General features: G+C 72.9%; 14 protein-coding genes. All 14 read right to left on the bottom strand.

Annotated features, from left to right (window positions below; genetic code table 11):
* Positions 1-28: 28 nt before the first annotated feature.
* Positions 29-271 carry a DivIVA domain-containing protein gene (locus ASF38_RS19440; RefSeq protein ID WP_055970347.1) on the bottom strand — a complete coding sequence of 81 codons (243 nt, stop codon included), beginning with the start codon at positions 269-271 and terminating at the stop codon, positions 29-31.
* The gene (gene argH, locus ASF38_RS16870; RefSeq protein WP_082480849.1) at positions 268-1,710 is read right to left on the bottom strand and encodes an argininosuccinate lyase; all 1,443 of its coding nucleotides are present in this window, start codon (positions 1,708-1,710) and stop codon (positions 268-270) included. Before argH ends, ASF38_RS19440 begins: the two co-directional genes overlap by 4 nt.
* Positions 1,707-2,246 carry an arginine repressor gene (locus tag ASF38_RS16865; protein ID WP_055970349.1) on the bottom strand — a complete coding sequence of 180 codons (540 nt, stop codon included), beginning with the start codon at positions 2,244-2,246 and terminating at the stop codon, positions 1,707-1,709. Before ASF38_RS16865 ends, argH begins: the two co-directional genes overlap by 4 nt.
* A gap of 7 nt (positions 2,247-2,253) precedes the next feature.
* The gene (gene argF, locus ASF38_RS16860) at positions 2,254-3,177 is read right to left on the bottom strand and encodes an ornithine carbamoyltransferase (protein WP_055970352.1); all 924 of its coding nucleotides are present in this window, start codon (positions 3,175-3,177) and stop codon (positions 2,254-2,256) included.
* A complete protein-coding gene (locus ASF38_RS16855) occupies positions 3,174-4,421 on the bottom strand; it encodes an acetylornithine transaminase (RefSeq protein ID WP_082480848.1) in 1,248 nt (415 codons plus the stop codon). The genes argF and ASF38_RS16855 overlap by 4 nt, the downstream gene beginning before the upstream one ends.
* Positions 4,418-5,428: an acetylglutamate kinase gene (gene argB, locus ASF38_RS16850; RefSeq protein WP_082480847.1), complete on the bottom strand. Its 1,011-nt coding sequence runs from the start codon at positions 5,426-5,428 to the stop codon at positions 4,418-4,420. The genes ASF38_RS16855 and argB overlap by 4 nt, the downstream gene beginning before the upstream one ends.
* 8 nt (positions 5,429-5,436) lie before the next feature.
* A complete protein-coding gene (argJ, locus tag ASF38_RS16845) occupies positions 5,437-6,639 on the bottom strand; it encodes a bifunctional glutamate N-acetyltransferase/amino-acid acetyltransferase ArgJ (RefSeq protein WP_055970354.1) in 1,203 nt (400 codons plus the stop codon).
* A gap of 118 nt (positions 6,640-6,757) precedes the next feature.
* Positions 6,758-7,816, bottom strand: a complete 1,059-nt coding sequence (gene argC / locus ASF38_RS16840) for an N-acetyl-gamma-glutamyl-phosphate reductase (RefSeq protein ID WP_056554967.1) — start codon at positions 7,814-7,816, stop codon at positions 6,758-6,760.
* A gap of 43 nt (positions 7,817-7,859) precedes the next feature.
* Positions 7,860-9,293: an argininosuccinate synthase gene (gene argG / locus ASF38_RS16835; protein ID WP_055970358.1), complete on the bottom strand. Its 1,434-nt coding sequence runs from the start codon at positions 9,291-9,293 to the stop codon at positions 7,860-7,862.
* Between the two features lie 450 nt (positions 9,294-9,743).
* Positions 9,744-12,257 carry a phenylalanine--tRNA ligase subunit beta gene (gene pheT, locus ASF38_RS16830; RefSeq protein WP_056577585.1) on the bottom strand — a complete coding sequence of 838 codons (2,514 nt, stop codon included), beginning with the start codon at positions 12,255-12,257 and terminating at the stop codon, positions 9,744-9,746.
* 2 nt (positions 12,258-12,259) lie between these two features.
* Positions 12,260-13,363 carry a phenylalanine--tRNA ligase subunit alpha gene (gene pheS, locus ASF38_RS16825; protein ID WP_055970361.1) on the bottom strand — a complete coding sequence of 368 codons (1,104 nt, stop codon included), beginning with the start codon at positions 13,361-13,363 and terminating at the stop codon, positions 12,260-12,262.
* A gap of 78 nt (positions 13,364-13,441) precedes the next feature.
* Entirely contained in the window at positions 13,442-14,488 is a 1,047-nt protein-coding gene (locus tag ASF38_RS16820; protein WP_056554976.1) for an ATP-binding protein, read from the bottom strand.
* Between the two features lie 23 nt (positions 14,489-14,511).
* Positions 14,512-15,231, bottom strand: a complete 720-nt coding sequence (locus ASF38_RS16815) for a 3-keto-5-aminohexanoate cleavage protein (RefSeq protein WP_056554978.1) — start codon at positions 15,229-15,231, stop codon at positions 14,512-14,514.
* Positions 15,228-16,031, bottom strand: a complete 804-nt coding sequence (locus tag ASF38_RS16810) for an RNA methyltransferase (protein ID WP_235492994.1) — start codon at positions 16,029-16,031, stop codon at positions 15,228-15,230. The genes ASF38_RS16815 and ASF38_RS16810 overlap by 4 nt, the downstream gene beginning before the upstream one ends.
* Positions 16,032-16,064 lie beyond the last annotated feature (33 nt).

The following is a 16,064-nucleotide window of genomic DNA, read 5'->3' as shown; positions in this document are numbered from 1 at the left end:
GACGTGGACCCGGCGAGCGGGACCTCGATCAGGCGCGGGGCGAGCCCCGCTCCGCCCGGGCGTGCAGTGCGTCGAGGTGGGCGTCCACGGCGCCCATGTCGTAGCCCTGGCGGAGTCGCACGGGGGTGAAGCGCGCCTCGCGGATCAGGGCGGCGACCGAGCCGTCCGCTCGGCCGGTCACCCTCGGCTCGACGTCGGCGAGGAAGGCGTCCACCTCCCCCGCGTCGTACCCCTCGCGGAACCGGACGAGCGGGAAGCGCGGGGCCGTCACTGCGCCACCCGCGCCCGGACCTCGGCGAGCTGCTCCGTGACCCGGACGAGCGCGGTGCCGCCGCGGCCGTCTCGCGAGGAGATGGAGCCCTCGAGCGACAGGACGCTGCGCACGCCGGGCGTGAGGTGGGGCGAGATGCGGGCGAAGTCGTCGTCACTGAGGTCCCACAGCTCGATCCCTCGGCGCTCGCACTCCTGCACGCACGCCCCCGAGAGCTCGTGCGCGACGCGGAACGGCACACCCTCACGGACGAGCCACTCGGCGACGTCGGTGGCCAGCGCGAACCCCTTGGGAGCCAGGGCGGCCATGCGCTCGGTGTGGAACGTGAGCGTGCGGACCATGCCGGTGAAGGCGGGCAGCAGGACCTCGAGGGTGTCGACGGAGTCGAAGACCGGCTCCTTGTCCTCCTGGAGGTCGCGGTTGTAGGCCAGCGGTAGGGCCTTCAGCGTGGCCAGCAGCCCGGTGAGGTTGCCGATCAGCCGACCGGCCTTCCCGCGGGCGAGCTCGGCGATGTCGGGGTTCTTCTTCTGCGGCATGATGCTCGACCCCGTCGAGTACCCGTCGTCGAGCGTGACGAAGTCGAACTCCTTGGTGTTCCAGAGGATGATCTCCTCGGCCAGCCGGGAGACGTCGACACCCACCTGGGCGAGGACGAAGGCCAGCTCCGCCACGAAGTCGCGTGCGGCCGTGCCGTCGATCGAGTTGGCGGTGGAGCCGGTGAACCCCAGGCTCGCCGCGACCTTCTCGGGGTCCAGCCCGAGCGAGGACCCGGCCAGCGCGCCCGACCCGTACGGCGAGTCGTCGGCCACGCGGTCGTCCCAGTCGGCGAGGCGGTCGAGGTCGCGCACCAGCGGCCACGCGTGCGCCAGGAGGTGGTGCGACAGCAGGACCGGCTGGGCGTGCTGCAGGTGGGTGCGTCCCGGCATGGGCGCACCGAGGTGCTGCTCGGCCTGGTCCGCCAGGGCGGTCACCAGGTCCCGGAGCAGGTCGCCGATCCGGTGGGCGTGCTCGCGCAGGTAGATCTTGAACAGCGTGGCGACCTGGTCGTTGCGGGAGCGACCCGCCCGCAGGCGTCCGCCGAGATCGGGCCCGAGTCGCTCGACGAGCCCGCGCTCCAGCGCCGAGTGCACGTCCTCGTCACCCGGGTCGGCCGTGAACGCGCCCGAGGCGACGTCGGCGTCGAGCGCGTCGATCCCCTGGAGCATCGCGGCCAGGTCGTCGTCGGTCAGCAGGCCTGCGGCGTGCAGCACCTGGGCGTGCGCCCGCGAGCCACGCAGGTCGTACGGAGCGAGCCGCCAGTCGAAGTGCGTCGAGCGCGAGAGCTCGGTCAGCTCCGGCGACGGGCCGCCGGCGAAGCGACCGCCCCACAGGCGGGAGTCTCCCGTTCCGGCGTCGTCGCCCGCGGCTGGGCGGGTCAGGTCGTCGTCGGTGTCGCTCATGGTGTCCCCTCGCTCGTGGATCGGGTGTCGGTGGGGAGCTCGGCGAGCTCGGTGAACCGGGCCGCGACGGCGGCGCCGCCGTCCGGGTCACGGCAGATCATCATGACCGTGTCGTCGCCGGCGATGGTGCCCAGCACGTCGGCCTGCCCGGTGTGGTCGACGGCGGAGGCCAGGAACTGCGCCGCGCCGGGCGGCGTGCGCAGCACGACCAGGTTGGCCGACGCCTCGGCCGACACGAGCAGCTCGCGCAGCAACCGCGAGAGGCGCTGCTGCGACGCCGGCCCGTCCTCGGCCGCGCGCGGTGTGCGGTCGCCCCCCTCGGCCGGCACGGCGTACACCAGCGCTCCCGCGGAGTTGCGCACGCGGACGGCGTCGAGGTCGACGAGGTCGCGCGAGACCGTGGAGGCCGTCGCCGTGACGCCGTGCTCCTGCAGCAGCGCGACCAGCTCGGCCTGCGAGCGCACCGCCGTCCGCCCGAGCAGGTCGATGATGAGCCGCTGGCGCGCGGGCTTGGTGTCGGGGATGCTCACGGCCACGCGCTCCTCAGGACCGCTCCAGCAGGAAGGCGAGCAGCGCCTTCTGAGCGTGCAGACGGTTCTCGGCCTCGTCCCACACGACGCTGCGGGGTCCCTCCAGCACGTCCTCGGCGATCTCGAGGCCGCGGTAGGCCGGCAGGCAGTGCATGACGATCGCGTCGGGGTCGGCGTGCTCGAGCAGCGCACCCGTGACGGCGTACGGACCGAAGATCGCCTGCCGCTCGGCCTTCTCTGCCTCGTGGCCCATGGAGACCCAGGTGTCGGTGATGACGACGTCGGCACCGGCGACGGCCTCGGCGGGGTCGTCGGTGAGCAGGATCGATCCCCCGGTGGACGCGGCGACCTTCTCGGCGTCCGCGACGACGTGCGCGGCCGGCGCGTACCCGTCGGGCGCACCGATCCGCACGTGCATGCCCGCCACGGCACCGCCCAGCACGTAGGAGTGGGCCATGTTGTTCTCGCCATCCCCGACGTAGGCCACCGTCAGGCCTGCCAGCGGACCCTTGTGCTCGAGCACGGTGAGCCAGTCGGCCAGCAGCTGGCACGGGTGGAAGTCGTCGCTCAGCGCGTTCACGACGGGCACGCCGGCATGCCGGGCCATCTCCTCCAGGCCCGCCTGCGCGTACGTGCGCCACACGACGGCGTCGACCATGCGGCCCAGCACCCGGGCGGTGTCCGCCACCGGCTCGCCCCGGCCAGCCTGGGTGGTGGCCGCGTCGAGGATGACGCAGTGCCCACCCATCTGGGCCACGCCGACGGAGAACGAGACGCGGGTCCGGGTGGACGACTTGTCGAAGACCACCGCGACGGACCGCGGGCCCTCGAGCGGTCGGTGGGCGAAGGGCTCGGCCTTCATCCGCAGCGCGAGCTGCAGCACCTCGGCCTGCTCGGCGGGCGTCAGGTCGTCGTCGCGCAACAGGTGGCGGGTCATGCCAGCACCTCCGCGAGCACCGCCGACAGCGTCGTCGCCGCGTGGGCCGCCTCGGCCTCGGTGAGCACGAGCGGCGGGACGATGCGCAGCCGGTCGGGCGTGGGTGCGTTCAGGACGAGCCCGGCGTCGAGTGCGGCCTTCTGCACGTCGGCCGCGCGGGGCTCGGTGAGCACCACGCCGCGCATGAGGCCGCGGCCGGTGACCTCGACGACCCGGGGGTGCTGCTCGAGCACGGACGCCAGCTGGTCGCCTCGCGCCACGGCGTGCTGGAGCAGTCCATCGGCCTCGATCGTGTCGAGCACTGCGAGCGCCGCGGCGCAGGCCACCGGGTTCCCGCCGAACGTCGTGCCGTGGTTGCCCGGACCGAGGAGCGTGGCGGCCTCGCCGACGCCGATGCACGCACCGATCGGGAACCCGCCGCCGAGACCCTTGGCCAGCGTCACGAGGTCGGGGACGATGCCGGACTCCTGGAACGCGAACCACGCGCCGGTGCGCCCGACACCGGTCTGCACCTCGTCGATCCACAGCAGCGCGCCGTGCTCGTGCGTGACGGCGCGGGCGTGCGCCAGGTACCCGTCGGGCGGCACGACGACGCCCGCCTCGCCCTGGATGGGCTCCAGGAGCACGGCGGCCACGGTGTCGTCGACCGCTGCGGACAGGGCCTCGGCGTCGCCGTAGGGCACCCAGCGCACGTCGCCGGGCAGCGGCTCGAACGGCTCGCGGTAGGCGGCCTTCGACGTGAGCGCGAGCGCGCCCATCGAACGGCCGTGGAAGCTGCCCTCCGCCACGACGACCGTGGTGCGGCCCGTGCGACGGGTCGCCTTGAAGGCGGCCTCGTTGGCCTCGGTGCCGGAGTTGGCGAAGAACGTGCGCACGGGAACGCCGTCGCCCGCGTCGAGCAGGGCGGCGAGGCGCTCGGCGAGGCGCACCTGCGGCTCGGTGGTGAAGAAGTTCGACACGTGGCCGAGGGTGCCCAGCTGCTCGGTGACGGCCTTCACGATCGCCGGGTGGGCGTGTCCGAGGGCGTTGACGGCGATGCCCGCGAGCAGGTCGAGGTAGTGGTTGCCGTCGACGTCCCAGACCGTGCTGCCCTCACCGCGCACGAGCACCCGCTGGGGGTCGCCGAAGGTGTTCATCACCGCGCCGCGGTAGCGCTCGGTCCAGGAGTCGCCGCTCTCGGGGCGACCCTGCGAGGCGAAGGGGAGGTCGGCCCGGGCCGACGTCTGGTCCTGCTGTCCGGTCACGAGGGCTCCTTCGGTGCGCTCGTGGAGTACAGCGCGGTACGGATGCGGGTCTCGACGCCGGGCAGCACCTGGGTGCCGACGCCCTCGTCGGTGAAGATCTCGAGCAGGACGGCGTGCGGCTCGCGGCCGTCGACCACGGTGGCACCCTTGACGCCGCCCTCGACGGCCTTCAGGCAGGCCGTCATCTTGGGGATCATCCCCGACGCGAGCCCCGGGAGGATCTCGCGCAACGCCTCCGGGGAGATCTCGCCGATGACGTCGGTGCTGTCGGGCCAGTCCCGGTACAGCCCCTCCACGTCGGTGAGCACGAGCATCTTCTCGGCGCCGAGCGCGACGGCCAGGGCCGACGCCGCGGTGTCGGCGTTGACGTTGTGGACCTGGCCCGACGCGTCGGGCGCGACGGTGGAGACGACCGGGATCCGCCCGGCGTCGATGAGGTCCTGCACGGCCTCCGGGCGCACGTGGGTGACCTCGCCGACGAGTCCGATGTCGGTCTCGACACCGTCGATCACCGGACGGGTGGTCGTCGCGGTGAACAGACCGGCGTCCTCGCCGGAGAGGCCGACCGCGAGGGCGCCGTGCCGGTTGAGCAGGCCGACGAGCTCACGTCCGACCTGGCCGGTGAGGACCATGCGCACGACGTCCACGGACTCCGGCGTGGTGACCCGCAGGCCACCGCGGAACTCGGACTCGATGCCGAGCCGGTCGAGCATGGAGCTGATCTGCGGTCCGCCGCCGTGGACGACGACCGGCTTGAAGCCGGCGAGGCGCAGGAACACGATGTCCTCCGCGAACGCCTGCTTGAGGGACTCGTCGGTCATGGCGTTGCCGCCGTACTTCACCACCACGACCTTGCCGTGGTAGCGCTTCAGCCACGGCAGGGCGCCGGCGAGGGCGGCGGCCTTCTCGGTGTGCTCCTGCCACTCCTCGCGGCTGTGACCGGCCTCGGGCTCGGCGTCGGCCTGGGTGGCGTCGTCGGTCTGGGGGGTGTCGTCGGGTGTCGTCATGGTGGTCCTCAGGAGGAGTAGGCCGAGTTCTCGTGCACGTAGGCGTGCGTCAGGTCGTTGGTCCAGACCGTGGCAGTGCTCTCGCCCGACTTCAGGTCGATCGTGACCGTCACGGCGCGGTCCTCGAGCGAGACCGCGTCGGGGGACTCGCCCGGTCCGCTGTCGCGGCACACCCAGACTCCGTTGAGGGCGACGTCGAGGTCGGCGGGGTCGAACGTCGCGTCGGTCGTGCCGACGGAGGCGAGGATGCGGCCCCAGTTGGGGTCCTTGCCGAAGATCGCCGTCTTGAACAGGTTGCTGCGCGCCACCGAGCGCGCGACCTCGACAGCGTCGTCCTCGGTCGCGGCGTTGAGGACCTCGATGGCGATCTCGTGGTCGGCACCCTCGGCATCGGCCAGCAGCTGCAGCGCGAGGTCGTGGCACACCGCCGTGACCTGCTCGGTGAGCGCCTCGACGGAAGGCGTCGCACCCGAGGCGCCGCTGGCGAGCAGCAGCACCGTGTCGTTGGTCGACTGGCAGCCGTCGGAGTCGAGCCGGTCGAAGGTCACCCGCGTCGCACCGCGCAGCGCGGTGTCGAGCGTGGCGGCGTCGACGTCGGCGTCGGTGGTGACGACCACGAGCATGGTCGCCAGGGCCGGCGCCAGCATGCCGGCTCCCTTGGCCATGCCGCCGACCGTGAAGGTCCGCCCCTCGGCGTCGCTGCCCTCCGCCGCGGCCTGCTTCGAGACCGAGTCCGTGGTCATGATCGCCGTCGCGGCCGCCGCTCCCCCGTCGTCGGACAGCTCGGCGTGCGCCGCGCGCACGCCGGCCAGCAGGTCGTCGCGGTCGTTCAGCAGACCGATCAGGCCGGTCGAGCACACCTGCACGTCGATGGCCCCGACGGCGCCGTTCTCCGCCCGCGGCCCGGAACCCCCGTCGGACAGGAGCTCCGCGACCAGCTCGGCGGTGGCGTGGGTCAGCTGGAACCCCTCCGCGCCGGTGTAGCAGTTCGCTCCGCCGGAGTTGAGCACGACGGCCCGTGCCGACCCGGTGCGGATCGCCTCGGCGCTCCAGATCACGGGGTTCGCGCGGCAGCGGTTGCTCGTGAAGACGGCGGCAGCGGCGGTCGACGGGCCGTCGTTGACGACCAGCGCCACGTCGGGCGCGCCGGTGGACTTCAGGCCGGCAGCCACGCCGGCTGCCCGGAAGCCTTGCGCACGCGTCACGCTCATGCCGCCACCCCCGAAGGAAGAGCACGGTACGAGAGTGCCGGCATGAGGTGCTCCTCGTTCACGCCCCCAAGCACTCCGCTTCGCTCCGTGCAGGGTGGTGCCCCCAGCTGACGCTCGCTCATGGTGCGACCCCCGTGGTCGTCAGGCCCGTGGTCTCGGGGAGACCCAGGGCGAGGTTCATGGACTGGATGGCGCCGCCGGCGGTGCCCTTGACCAGGTTGTCGATGACGCTCGTCACGACGAGCCGGCCGGCTGCCTCGTCGACGGCGACCTGCAGCTGCGCCGTGTTCGCGCCGAGCGTCGCGGCCGTGGTGGGCCACTGGCCCTCGGGCAGCAGGTGGACGAACGGCTCGCCCTGGCCCGGGCCGCCGTAGGCCTCTTCGTAGACGGCCCGCACCCGAGCCGCGTCGACGCCGTCGGCGAGCCGCGCCGTGGACGTGGCGAGGATGCCGCGGGCCATCGGGACGAGCGTGGGGGTGAACGAGATCGTCACGCCCTCGCCGCCGGCCTTCGTCAGGTTCTGCACGATCTCGGGCACGTGCCGGTGCACACCGCCGACGCCGTAGGGCGAGGCGGCACCCAATCCTTCGGAGGCGAGCAGGTGGGCCTTGGGCGCCTTGCCGGCGCCGGAGAAGCCGTTGGCGAGCACCGCCACGAGGTCGTCGGCCGCCACGATCCCGGCGGAGACGGCCGGCTGCAGGCCGAGGGTCACGGCGGTGACGTTGCAGCCGGGGACGGCGATGCGGCGGACACCGGCGAGGTGGTCACGCTGGCGGCCGGTGCCCACGAACAGCTCGGGCAGGCCGTAGGGCCACGTGCCGGCGTGCTCGCTGCCGTAGAACGCGGTCCAGTCCTCCGCGCTCTCCAGACGGTGGTCGGCGCCGCAGTCGATGACGAGCACGTCGTCACCGAGCTCGGCCGCGATGCGTCCGGACTCGCCGTGCGGCAGGCCGAGGAACACGACGTCGTGCCCGCCGAGCGTGGAGGCGTCGGTCGGCTGGATCACGCGGTCGGCGAGCGACACCAGGTGCGGCTGGTGCTCGCCCAGGCGCGACCCGGCGCTCGACGCGGCGGTGACCGCACCGATCTCGACGTCGGGATGGGCGCTGAGGAGCCGCAGCACCTCGCCGCCGGCATAGCCGCTGGCTCCGGCCACGGCTGCTGTGAAGGTCGTCATCGGTCCACCTTGTCAGGTTCGATCGGTCGGGTGGGCGCGTCGGTCAGTCGGTGCCGAGCTCCATGGCGGCCGCGTCGAGCGCCTGCTCGGTGTCGGACCCGGCCGCCGGGTTGGCCTCGATCCGCATCGCACCACCGGCGGGGAGCTCGCCGAAGAGCGTGCCGTTCTCCACGAGCACCTGGCCCTGGTCGAGCGGCTGACCGGCGTACATCTCGAGCTTCGCGCGGGAGTCGGCGATGTCGAGGTTGCGCATCGTGAGCTGCCCGATCCGGTCGGTCGGACCGAAGACCGCGTTGTCGGTGCGCTCCATCGACAGCTTGTCGGGGTGGTAGGAGAAGTTCTCGCCCTGCGTGTCGAGGATCGAGTAGTCCTCGCCCCGGCGCAGCCGCAGGGTGACGCTGCCGGTGACCAGCGAGGCGATCCAGCGCTCCACCGACTCGCGCAGCATCATCGACTGCGGGTCGAGCCAGCGTCCCTCGTACATGAGCCGCCCGAGCCGACGCCCGTGCGCGTGGAAGTTGGCGATGGTGTCCTCGTTGTGGATCGCGTTCACGAGCCGCTCGTAGGCGATGTGCAGCAACGCCATGGCCGGGGCCTCGTAGATGCCGCGGCTCTTGGCCTCGATGATCCGGTTCTCGATCTGGTCGGACATGCCGAGCCCGTGGCGGCCGCCGATCGTGTTGGCCGCGTGCACGAGGGCCACGGGGTCGCCGCCGAAGGTATCGCCGTCGATCGCGACGGGACGCCCGGCCTCGAAGGTGACGGTCACGTCCTCGGTGTCGATGTCGACCGACGGGTCCCAGAACTTGACGCCCATGATCGGCTCGACCGTCTCGAGCGAGACGTCGAGGTGCTCGAGCGTCTTGGCCTCGTGGGTGGCGCCCCAGATGTTGGCGTCGGTGGAGTAGGCCTTCTCCTGGCTGTCCCGGTAGGGCAGGTCCCGCTCGGTCAGCCACTGGCTCATCTCGGTGCGTCCGCCCAGCTCGTGCACGAACTCGGCGTCCAGCCAGGGCTTGTAGATCCGCAGCGCGGGGTTGGCCAGCAGGCCGTACCGGTAGAACCGCTCGATGTCGTTGCCCTTGAACGTGGACCCGTCGCCCCAGATGTCGACGCCGTCCTCGTGCATGGCGCGCACGAGCAGCGTGCCGGTGACGGCACGCCCGAGCGGGGTGGTGTTGAAGTACGTGCGACCGCCGGAGCGGATGTGGAACGCACCGCAGGCGAGCGCCGCCAGGCCCTCCTCGACGAGCGGCTTCTTGATGTCGATGGCCCGGGCCAGCTCCGCGCCGTACTGCATCGCGCGCCCGGGGATGCCCGAGATGTCGGGCTCGTCGTACTGGCCGATGTCGGCGGTGTACGTGCAGGGCACGGCGCCCTTGTCGCGCATCCAGGCGACCGCGACGGAGGTGTCGAGCCCTCCGGAGAAGGCGATGCCGACGCGCTCGCCGACGGGCAGGGACGTGAGGACCTTGGACATGCCTCACATTCTTGCACAGGTCTGCAAGGTCTTGCAGTGGGGGTGGGCGCGGTGCCGCTGCGGCTCTCACCGGCCTGCGGGTGCGCTGCCTCGGCACTTCGTGGCCCGGTCTCCGAAAGGCCTCGACCGGACGGACGGTCTGGGGCCGTCCGAGCTCTCGGGCTGCGGGTCTCTCGGCCGTCAGAGGTAGGTGGCACGCGGATTCTGGTCGCCAGAGGTAGGTGGCGCGTCGATTGAAGGCCCATTCGGCGCGTCACCTACCTCCGCTCCTACGATTCCGCGCGTCACCTACCTCCGCCCCATCCACCGCGCCCGGCCGGATCCCGAGAGCTCGATCGAGCACCGCCCAGCCATCGGTCGAGGCCTTTCGGAGGCCGGGCCCAGGCGAGGCCGTGCCGACGCAGCCGGAGGACGAGACCGACCCAGACCGACGCGACCGCAGGACGGGCGTCAGCGCAGCACGCCCCCCAGCGACTCCCCCGCCGCGACGAGCGCAGCACGGGCCTCGGCGATCTCGGCATCCTTGAGGGTGCGGTCCGGGGCGCGCAGCCGCACTGCGAAGGCGAGCGACTTCTGCCCCTCGGGCACCGGTGCCCCGGTGTACACGTCGAACAGTCGCACCGACTCGACCACCTCGTGGGCCGCGGCGAGCGCGGAGCGCAGGGCCTCGGCCGTCACGCCGGCGTCGACGATGAACGCCAGGTCCTCCTTGGCCACGGGGTAGGTCGAGAAGTCCGGACGCGGACCGACCTCGGGCGACGCCGCGAGCAGCGCGTCGAGGTCGACCTCGCCTGCCACCGACCGGGCCGGGAGCCCGTACTCCTTGAGCACCGACGGGTGGAGCTCACCCGCGTGCCCGACCACGCGCCCGTCGAGCACCAGCGCGGCGCAACGTCCCTGGTGGAACGGCGCGACCTGGGCCTGCTCGACCGTGAGGTCGACGTGCAGGGCGTCCGCGAGTCGGCGCGCCACCGCGACGGCATCCGCCCAGGTGGCCGCCCGCCCCGGTCCGGCCCAGCCGGAACGCTCCCGCTCCCCGGCCAGGACCCACCCGGCATGGAACGGCTGGTCGGGCAGGGCCGCGTCGAGCGCGGCGATCTCGTCGCTCGTCGGCCTGCGGTCCGTGCCGTAGATCGGCGCTGCGGGAGCGCCGGGGCGTGGGTGGAAGACACGGCCGATCTCGCTGATCTGCACGGCCTCGTGACCGCGGCCGACGTTGAGCGCGGCCGAGCGGAGCAGGCCGACGAGGAGCGTGGTCGTGAGGCCGGGCTCCTGCGCCGACAACGGGTTGGCCAGCCGCACCTGACGGCGACGGACGTCGTCGGCGGGGAGCGCGAGCCGGTCGAGGTCCGCCTCGCCCACGAAGGGCAGGGTGGTGACCTCCACCAGTCCGGCGCCGGCGAGCACATGGCCCACGCGCCGACGCAGCTCCTGGTGGCGGGTCAGGCCACGACCGCCGGTGGGCGTCGGCAGGACCGACGGCACCTGGTCGTAGCCGGCGGTCCGCAGCGCCTCCTCGACGAAGTCGTAGGGGTCGTTCAGGTCGAAGCGCCAGCTGGGCGGGGTCACGTGGAGGACGTCGCCCTCCCGCTCGACCGTGCAGCCGTTGCGCTCGAACGTGCGCTGGGCGTCGTCGGCCGAGATCGGCACGCCACTGATGCGGGCGGGCAGGTCGACGGGGACCGTGACGGCCGTGCGTGCCGGCGGCTCGCCGACCACGGTGGCGCCGGGCTCCAGGGTGCCGCCCCCGAGCTCCACCAGCAGCTCGGCCACGCGGGCCGCCCCGACGAGCGTGAGCTCGGGGTCGACGCCGCGCTCGTAGCGCTTGGCGGCCTCCGAGGGCAGGCGGTGCCGCTTGACGGCCCGGAAGATGGTCACCGGGTCCCAGTACGCGGCCTCGACGACGACGGACGTGCTCGTGTCCGAGAGCTCGGTCGAGGCGCCGCCCATGACACCGGCCAGACCGATGGGACCGGAGTCGTCGGCGATCACGAGGTCCTCGGGGGTCAGCGTGCGCTCGACGTCGTCGAGCGTCGTCAGCGTCTCGCCCGCCTGTGCGCGCCGCACGACGATGTCGCCGCGGACCGTGTCGCGGTCGTAGCAGTGGTTGGGCTGGCCCAGCTCGAGCATCACGTAGTTGGAGACGTCGACGGCCAGGGAGATGGACCGCATGCCGGCGTCGGTGATGCGACGGGCCATCCACGCGGGCGTGGGACGAGTCGGGTCGACGCCCGTGACGACCAGCGTCGTGAAGACCGGGCAGCCCTCGGAGTCCTCGACCCGCACGGGGTACGCGGGCACGTCGGCCGCAGGCACCGGGCGGTCGGCGGGGTCGGTGAACGGCACGTCGAACGCGAGCGCTGCGTCGCGGGCCACGCCGCGCAGGCTGAGGGCGTACGCGCGGTCGGGGTTGACCTCGAGGTCGAGGGTCTGGTCGCCCAGGCCCAGCAGCGCCACGGCGTCGTCGCCCGGCTGCGCCGACCCCTCGGCCAGGACGAGGATGCCGTCGGCGGTGGTCTCGTCGTCGGGCAGGCCGAGCTCCCTGGTGGAGCAGATCATGCCGTCGGAGACGTGGCCGTAGGTCTTGCGCGAGCCGATCTCGAAGCCCAGCTCGGGCAGGTAGGTGCCCGGCAGCGAGACGACCACCAGGTCACCCACGCCGAAGTTGTGCGCACCGCACACGATGCCGCGCGAGGGGACGTCCTCGCCCGGTGCGTCGGGCACCGACGGCTCGTTCCGCTCGGGGCCGACGTCCACGCGGCACCAGTTGATGGTCTTGCCGTTCTTCTGCTCCTCGGGACGCACCTCGAGCACGCGCCCGACCGTGAGCGGCCCGGTGATGCCGCCGCCCACGATCTCCTCGAGCTTGAGGTCGTACATCGTCAGCCGGTCGGCGATCTGCTCGGTCGTCACGGCAGGCGGCAGCTCGACGAGGGACCGCAGCCACTCCACAGGGACACGCATGTCTACAGACCAACTCCGAACGGCTGGGTGAAGCGGATGTCGCCGTCCCACAGGTCGCGCATGTCGGCGATGTCGTACCGGCTGATGATGGTGCGGTCCAGGCCCATGCCGAAGGCGAAGCCCGAGTACTCCTCGGGGTCGACGCCGCAGGCGACGAGCACGCGGGGGTTCACGACCCCGCATCCGCCCCACTCGATCCAGCCCTCCCCACGGCACGTGCCGCAGTCGGCGACGGCGTCCGCGGCGTTGTGGCAGACGTAGCAGAGCAGGTCGACCTCGGCGCTCGGCTCGGTGAACGGGAAGTAGGACGGGCGGAACCGCGTGGTCATCCCCGGCCCGTAGACCGCGGCGGCGAAGTGGTCGAGCGTGCCCTTGAGGTGCGCCATCGACAGTCCGCGGTCGATCGCCAGGCCCTCGACCTGGTGGAAGACCGGCATGTGCGTGGCGTCGGCCTCGTCGGTGCGGTAGACGCGGCCGGGGCAGACGACGTAGATCGGCGGGGTGCGGGTCAGCATCGTGCGCGCCTGGACCGGCGACGTGTGCGTGCGCAGCACCAGCGCGGCACTCTCCGGCTCGACCCAGAACGTGTCCTGCATCGTGCGCGCCGGGTGGTTCGGGCCCAGGTTGAGCGCGTCGAAGTTGAGCCACTCGGCCTCGACCTCGGGGCCCTCCGCGACCTCCCAGCCCATCGCGACGAAGATGTCGGCGACGTGCTCCTGGATGGTGGTGATGGGGTGCCGGGCGCCGATCGGCTCGACGTCGGTCGGCAGCGTCACGTCGACGGTCTCCTCGGCGAGACGCCGCTCCTCCTCGAGCGACTCGAGCTCCGTGGAGCGAGCAGCCAGGGCCTGGTTGACGGCCCCGCGCGCCTGTCCGATCCGCTGCCCCGCGTCCTTGCGGGCCTGCGGCGGGAGCGCGCCGATCTCGCGGTTCGCGAGCGCGAGCGGGGAGCGGTCGCCGGTGTGGGCGATGCGCACCTGCTTGAGCGCGTCGAGGGAGTCGGCGGCGGCGATCGCAGCGAGGGCGGCGTCGCGCACGCGCGCGACCTCGGCCTCGCCCAGCGCGGCGACCTCGACGGGGTCGTAGTCGGAGTTCGGGGCGGACACGCGAGCAGTCTAGTGAGCCGGCCGTCCAGCGGGACCGGCCCGGGTCGCGGTGGCCGGGCCCGGATCGGTCGCGGCGGGTCAGTCGGTCAGGGCGTCGGGCTCGTTGACGGGCACCCACACCCGGATGCAGGCGCCACCACCCTCGGCATCGCCGATCTCGATGCGGCCGCCGTGCTCCTCGACGATGCCGCGCACGATGTACATGCCGAGCCCGCTGCCCGCCCCGGGACCGGAGCGCCAGAAGCGGCTGAACACGCGCTGGCGCATCTCCTCGGGGATGCCGGGCCCCTGGTCGTGGATCTCCAGCACCGCTCCCCCACCTCCGGCGACGGCGTCGTCCTCGCCCAGGTGCTCGACCACGACCTTCCGGAGACCGTGCCCGTGCCGCATGGCGTTCTCGATCAGGTTGGTGGCCACCTGGGTCATCCGGTCGGCGTCGCCCCACACCAGGTGCGGCTCGCCGATCGTGGAGAGCTCGAAGGGCTCACCACCGGCCGAGGCGCTGCGCAGGACTCCCCTGACGACCTCGTCGAGCTTCACGGGTCCGCGACGCAGGGTGAGCCGGCCTGCGTCGATGCGGGCGGCGTCGAGGAGCTCGGTGATGAGTCGACTGAGGCGGTCCGCGTCGGAGTCGACCGTCTCGAGCATGAACTGGCGCTGCTCCTCGGAGAAGCGGTCCCACTTCGACAGGAGGGTGGCGGTGAAGCCCTTGATGCCCGTGAGGGGCGACCGCAGCTCGTGGGCGACGGTGGCCACCAGGTCCGACCGCTCACGGTCCCGCTGGTTGCGCACCTTCGCGTTGCGCACGCTCGCGATGACCTTGACCACCGTGCCGCCGGGCCGGTCACGCACCAGCCGGGCCGTCACGAGGTACTCGCTGCCCCGCGGCGAGTACCAGGACTGCTCGGAGAGCCGGTTCCGGATGTTCAGCCCGTCGTAGGGGTGGGTGGAGTCGTACCAGCTGTTGCCGTTCAGGTCGTCGAACGGCATGGCGTCGGACAGGTGCATCCCGAGCATCTCGCCCGGCGCGGCCCGCGCCATCTTCTCGATGCGTCCGTTGACGTACTCGACGATCCCGTCCGCACCGGCGATGACCACGCCGTCGGGGAAGTCGTCGAGGTCCATGGAAGGAATCTAGTACGAATGAACTACTCGCGACGAGCGCCGCGTGCCGACGCGAGCTCCACGAGCGCGAGGTTGCCGTCGACGTGCTCGCCGTCCGGGCCCTCGACGACGTCCTCCAGCCCGATGCGCGTGGAGACCCCGAGCTCGACCGCGAGGTCCAGCATCGGCCAGGCCGAGCGGCCCTCCCCGTGCAGCAGGACCGGGATGCCGGTCGGACGCACCAGCTCCAGGAGCGCCTCGGCCGTCTCGCGCTGGTCGGGGGCGTCGGCCAGCTCGAGCAGCACCACCGACGTGTGCTCGCGCCACGTGGAGGCGAGCCAGTCGCGGGCCGCGTCCTCGGTCCAGAGGCCGGCACTCAGCTGGACGCCGCGGTCGACGAGCGCCGCCGCGAGGTCGACGGCGTCGCGCTCGTGCCAGTTGACCGACGCGTGGTCGGGCAGCACCGTCCACGCGGCCACGGCGCGGGCCGGCGAGGTCCCACCGGTCCAGGCCCACGCACCCGTGGTGACCCCCACCGGGACGTCGACGACGGCGCGGACCGCCTCGACCCAGTGCGCGACGTCGGCCGGCTCGAGGCTGTCGCGTCCGTCGCCCGTGCGCGGGTGCACGTGCAGGTCCTGGGCGCCGGCGGCGACGACGGCGGCGGCGTCGGCCGCGCAGGACTCGGCGGTGACCGGCACCCCGGGGTGCTCGTCGACGTCGCGGGACCCGTTCAGGCAGCACTGCAGGACGGTGGTGGTCATCGATCTCCCTGGGCACGCGCACTGGCGTAGAGGCACACCGCGGCTGCGGTGGCCAGGTTCAGGCTCTCGGCGCGGCCGAGGATCGGCACGGCCACGGCGAGGTCGGCGGCGTCGCGCACCTCGGCGGGCAGTCCCTGGGCCTCGTTGCCCATGACCCAGGCCGTCGGGGCGGCCAGGTCGAGACCCGAGCCCTCGCGATCGGCGTCGAAGAGGTCGACGTCGGCGTCGCCGTCGGTGGCGAGCACCTGGAGACCGCGTGCCCGAAGCGCCTCGAGCACCTCGCCGTGGTCGCGGTGGACCACGACGGGGAGGTGGAACAGGCTGCCGGCACCGGCCCGGACGGCCTTCGGGTTCGTGGGGTCCACGCTGTCGGCCGACAGCACCACGGCGTCCGCGCCGGCGGCGTCGGCGCACCGGATGACCGCACCGGCGTTGCCGGGGTCGCGCATGTCGTGGCACACCACCACGAGACGCGCCTCGTCCGGCACGGCCTCGAGGCCCCTGACGACCGTGCGGCACACGGCCACGATGCCCTGGGGCGTGGTGGCGTCGGCGACCTCGGCGAGCACCTCGTCGTCGACCACCGTCCAGGTGACGGAGGCGGCGTCGGCCGCCTGGTGCAGGAGCGGGTGCCTCTCCTGCGCCGCGGCGGTGGCGAAGACCTCGAGCACCACGTCGGGCACGGCGAGGGCCTCGCGCACGGCCTGCGGGCCCTCGGCGAGGAACTCGCCGGTCTCGGCCCGGAAACGCCGCGTGGCAAGCCGTCGAGCACGCTTGATCCGTCCGCTGCGGACGGTCACGGTGTGCTCGGGGCTTGCCACGGGCGTCGGTGC

Source organism: Aeromicrobium sp. Leaf272 (assembly GCF_001422865.1).
In the GTDB taxonomy this organism is placed as follows: Bacteria; Actinomycetota; Actinomycetes; order Propionibacteriales; family Nocardioidaceae; genus Aeromicrobium.
Note: the sequence above shows the minus strand (reverse complement) of the source record. Positions and strands in the feature narration are given on the sequence as shown.

What these genes read in the sequence shown, in the direction of transcription:
- ASF38_RS16820 (WP_056554976.1), bottom strand. Translation starts at nt 14,488, where the DNA reads ATGGACCTCGACGACTTCCCCGACGGCGTGGTCATCGCCGGTGCGGAC.
- ASF38_RS16815 (WP_056554978.1), bottom strand. Translation starts at nt 15,231, where the DNA reads ATGACCACCACCGTCCTGCAGTGCTGCCTGAACGGGTCCCGCGACGTC.
- argB (WP_082480847.1), bottom strand. Translation starts at nt 5,428, where the DNA reads ATGACGACACCCGACGACACCCCCCAGACCGACGACGCCACCCAGGCC.
- pheT (WP_056577585.1), bottom strand. Translation starts at nt 12,257, where the DNA reads ATGCGTGTCCCTGTGGAGTGGCTGCGGTCCCTCGTCGAGCTGCCGCCT.
- argF (WP_055970352.1), bottom strand. Translation starts at nt 3,177, where the DNA reads ATGACCCGCCACCTGTTGCGCGACGACGACCTGACGCCCGCCGAGCAG.
- argG (WP_055970358.1), bottom strand. Translation starts at nt 9,293, where the DNA reads ATGTCCAAGGTCCTCACGTCCCTGCCCGTCGGCGAGCGCGTCGGCATC.
- argH (WP_082480849.1), bottom strand. Translation starts at nt 1,710, where the DNA reads ATGAGCGACACCGACGACGACCTGACCCGCCCAGCCGCGGGCGACGAC.
- argC (WP_056554967.1), bottom strand. Translation starts at nt 7,816, where the DNA reads ATGACGACCTTCACAGCAGCCGTGGCCGGAGCCAGCGGCTATGCCGGC.
- argJ (WP_055970354.1), bottom strand. Translation starts at nt 6,639, where the DNA reads ATGAGCGTGACGCGTGCGCAAGGCTTCCGGGCAGCCGGCGTGGCTGCC.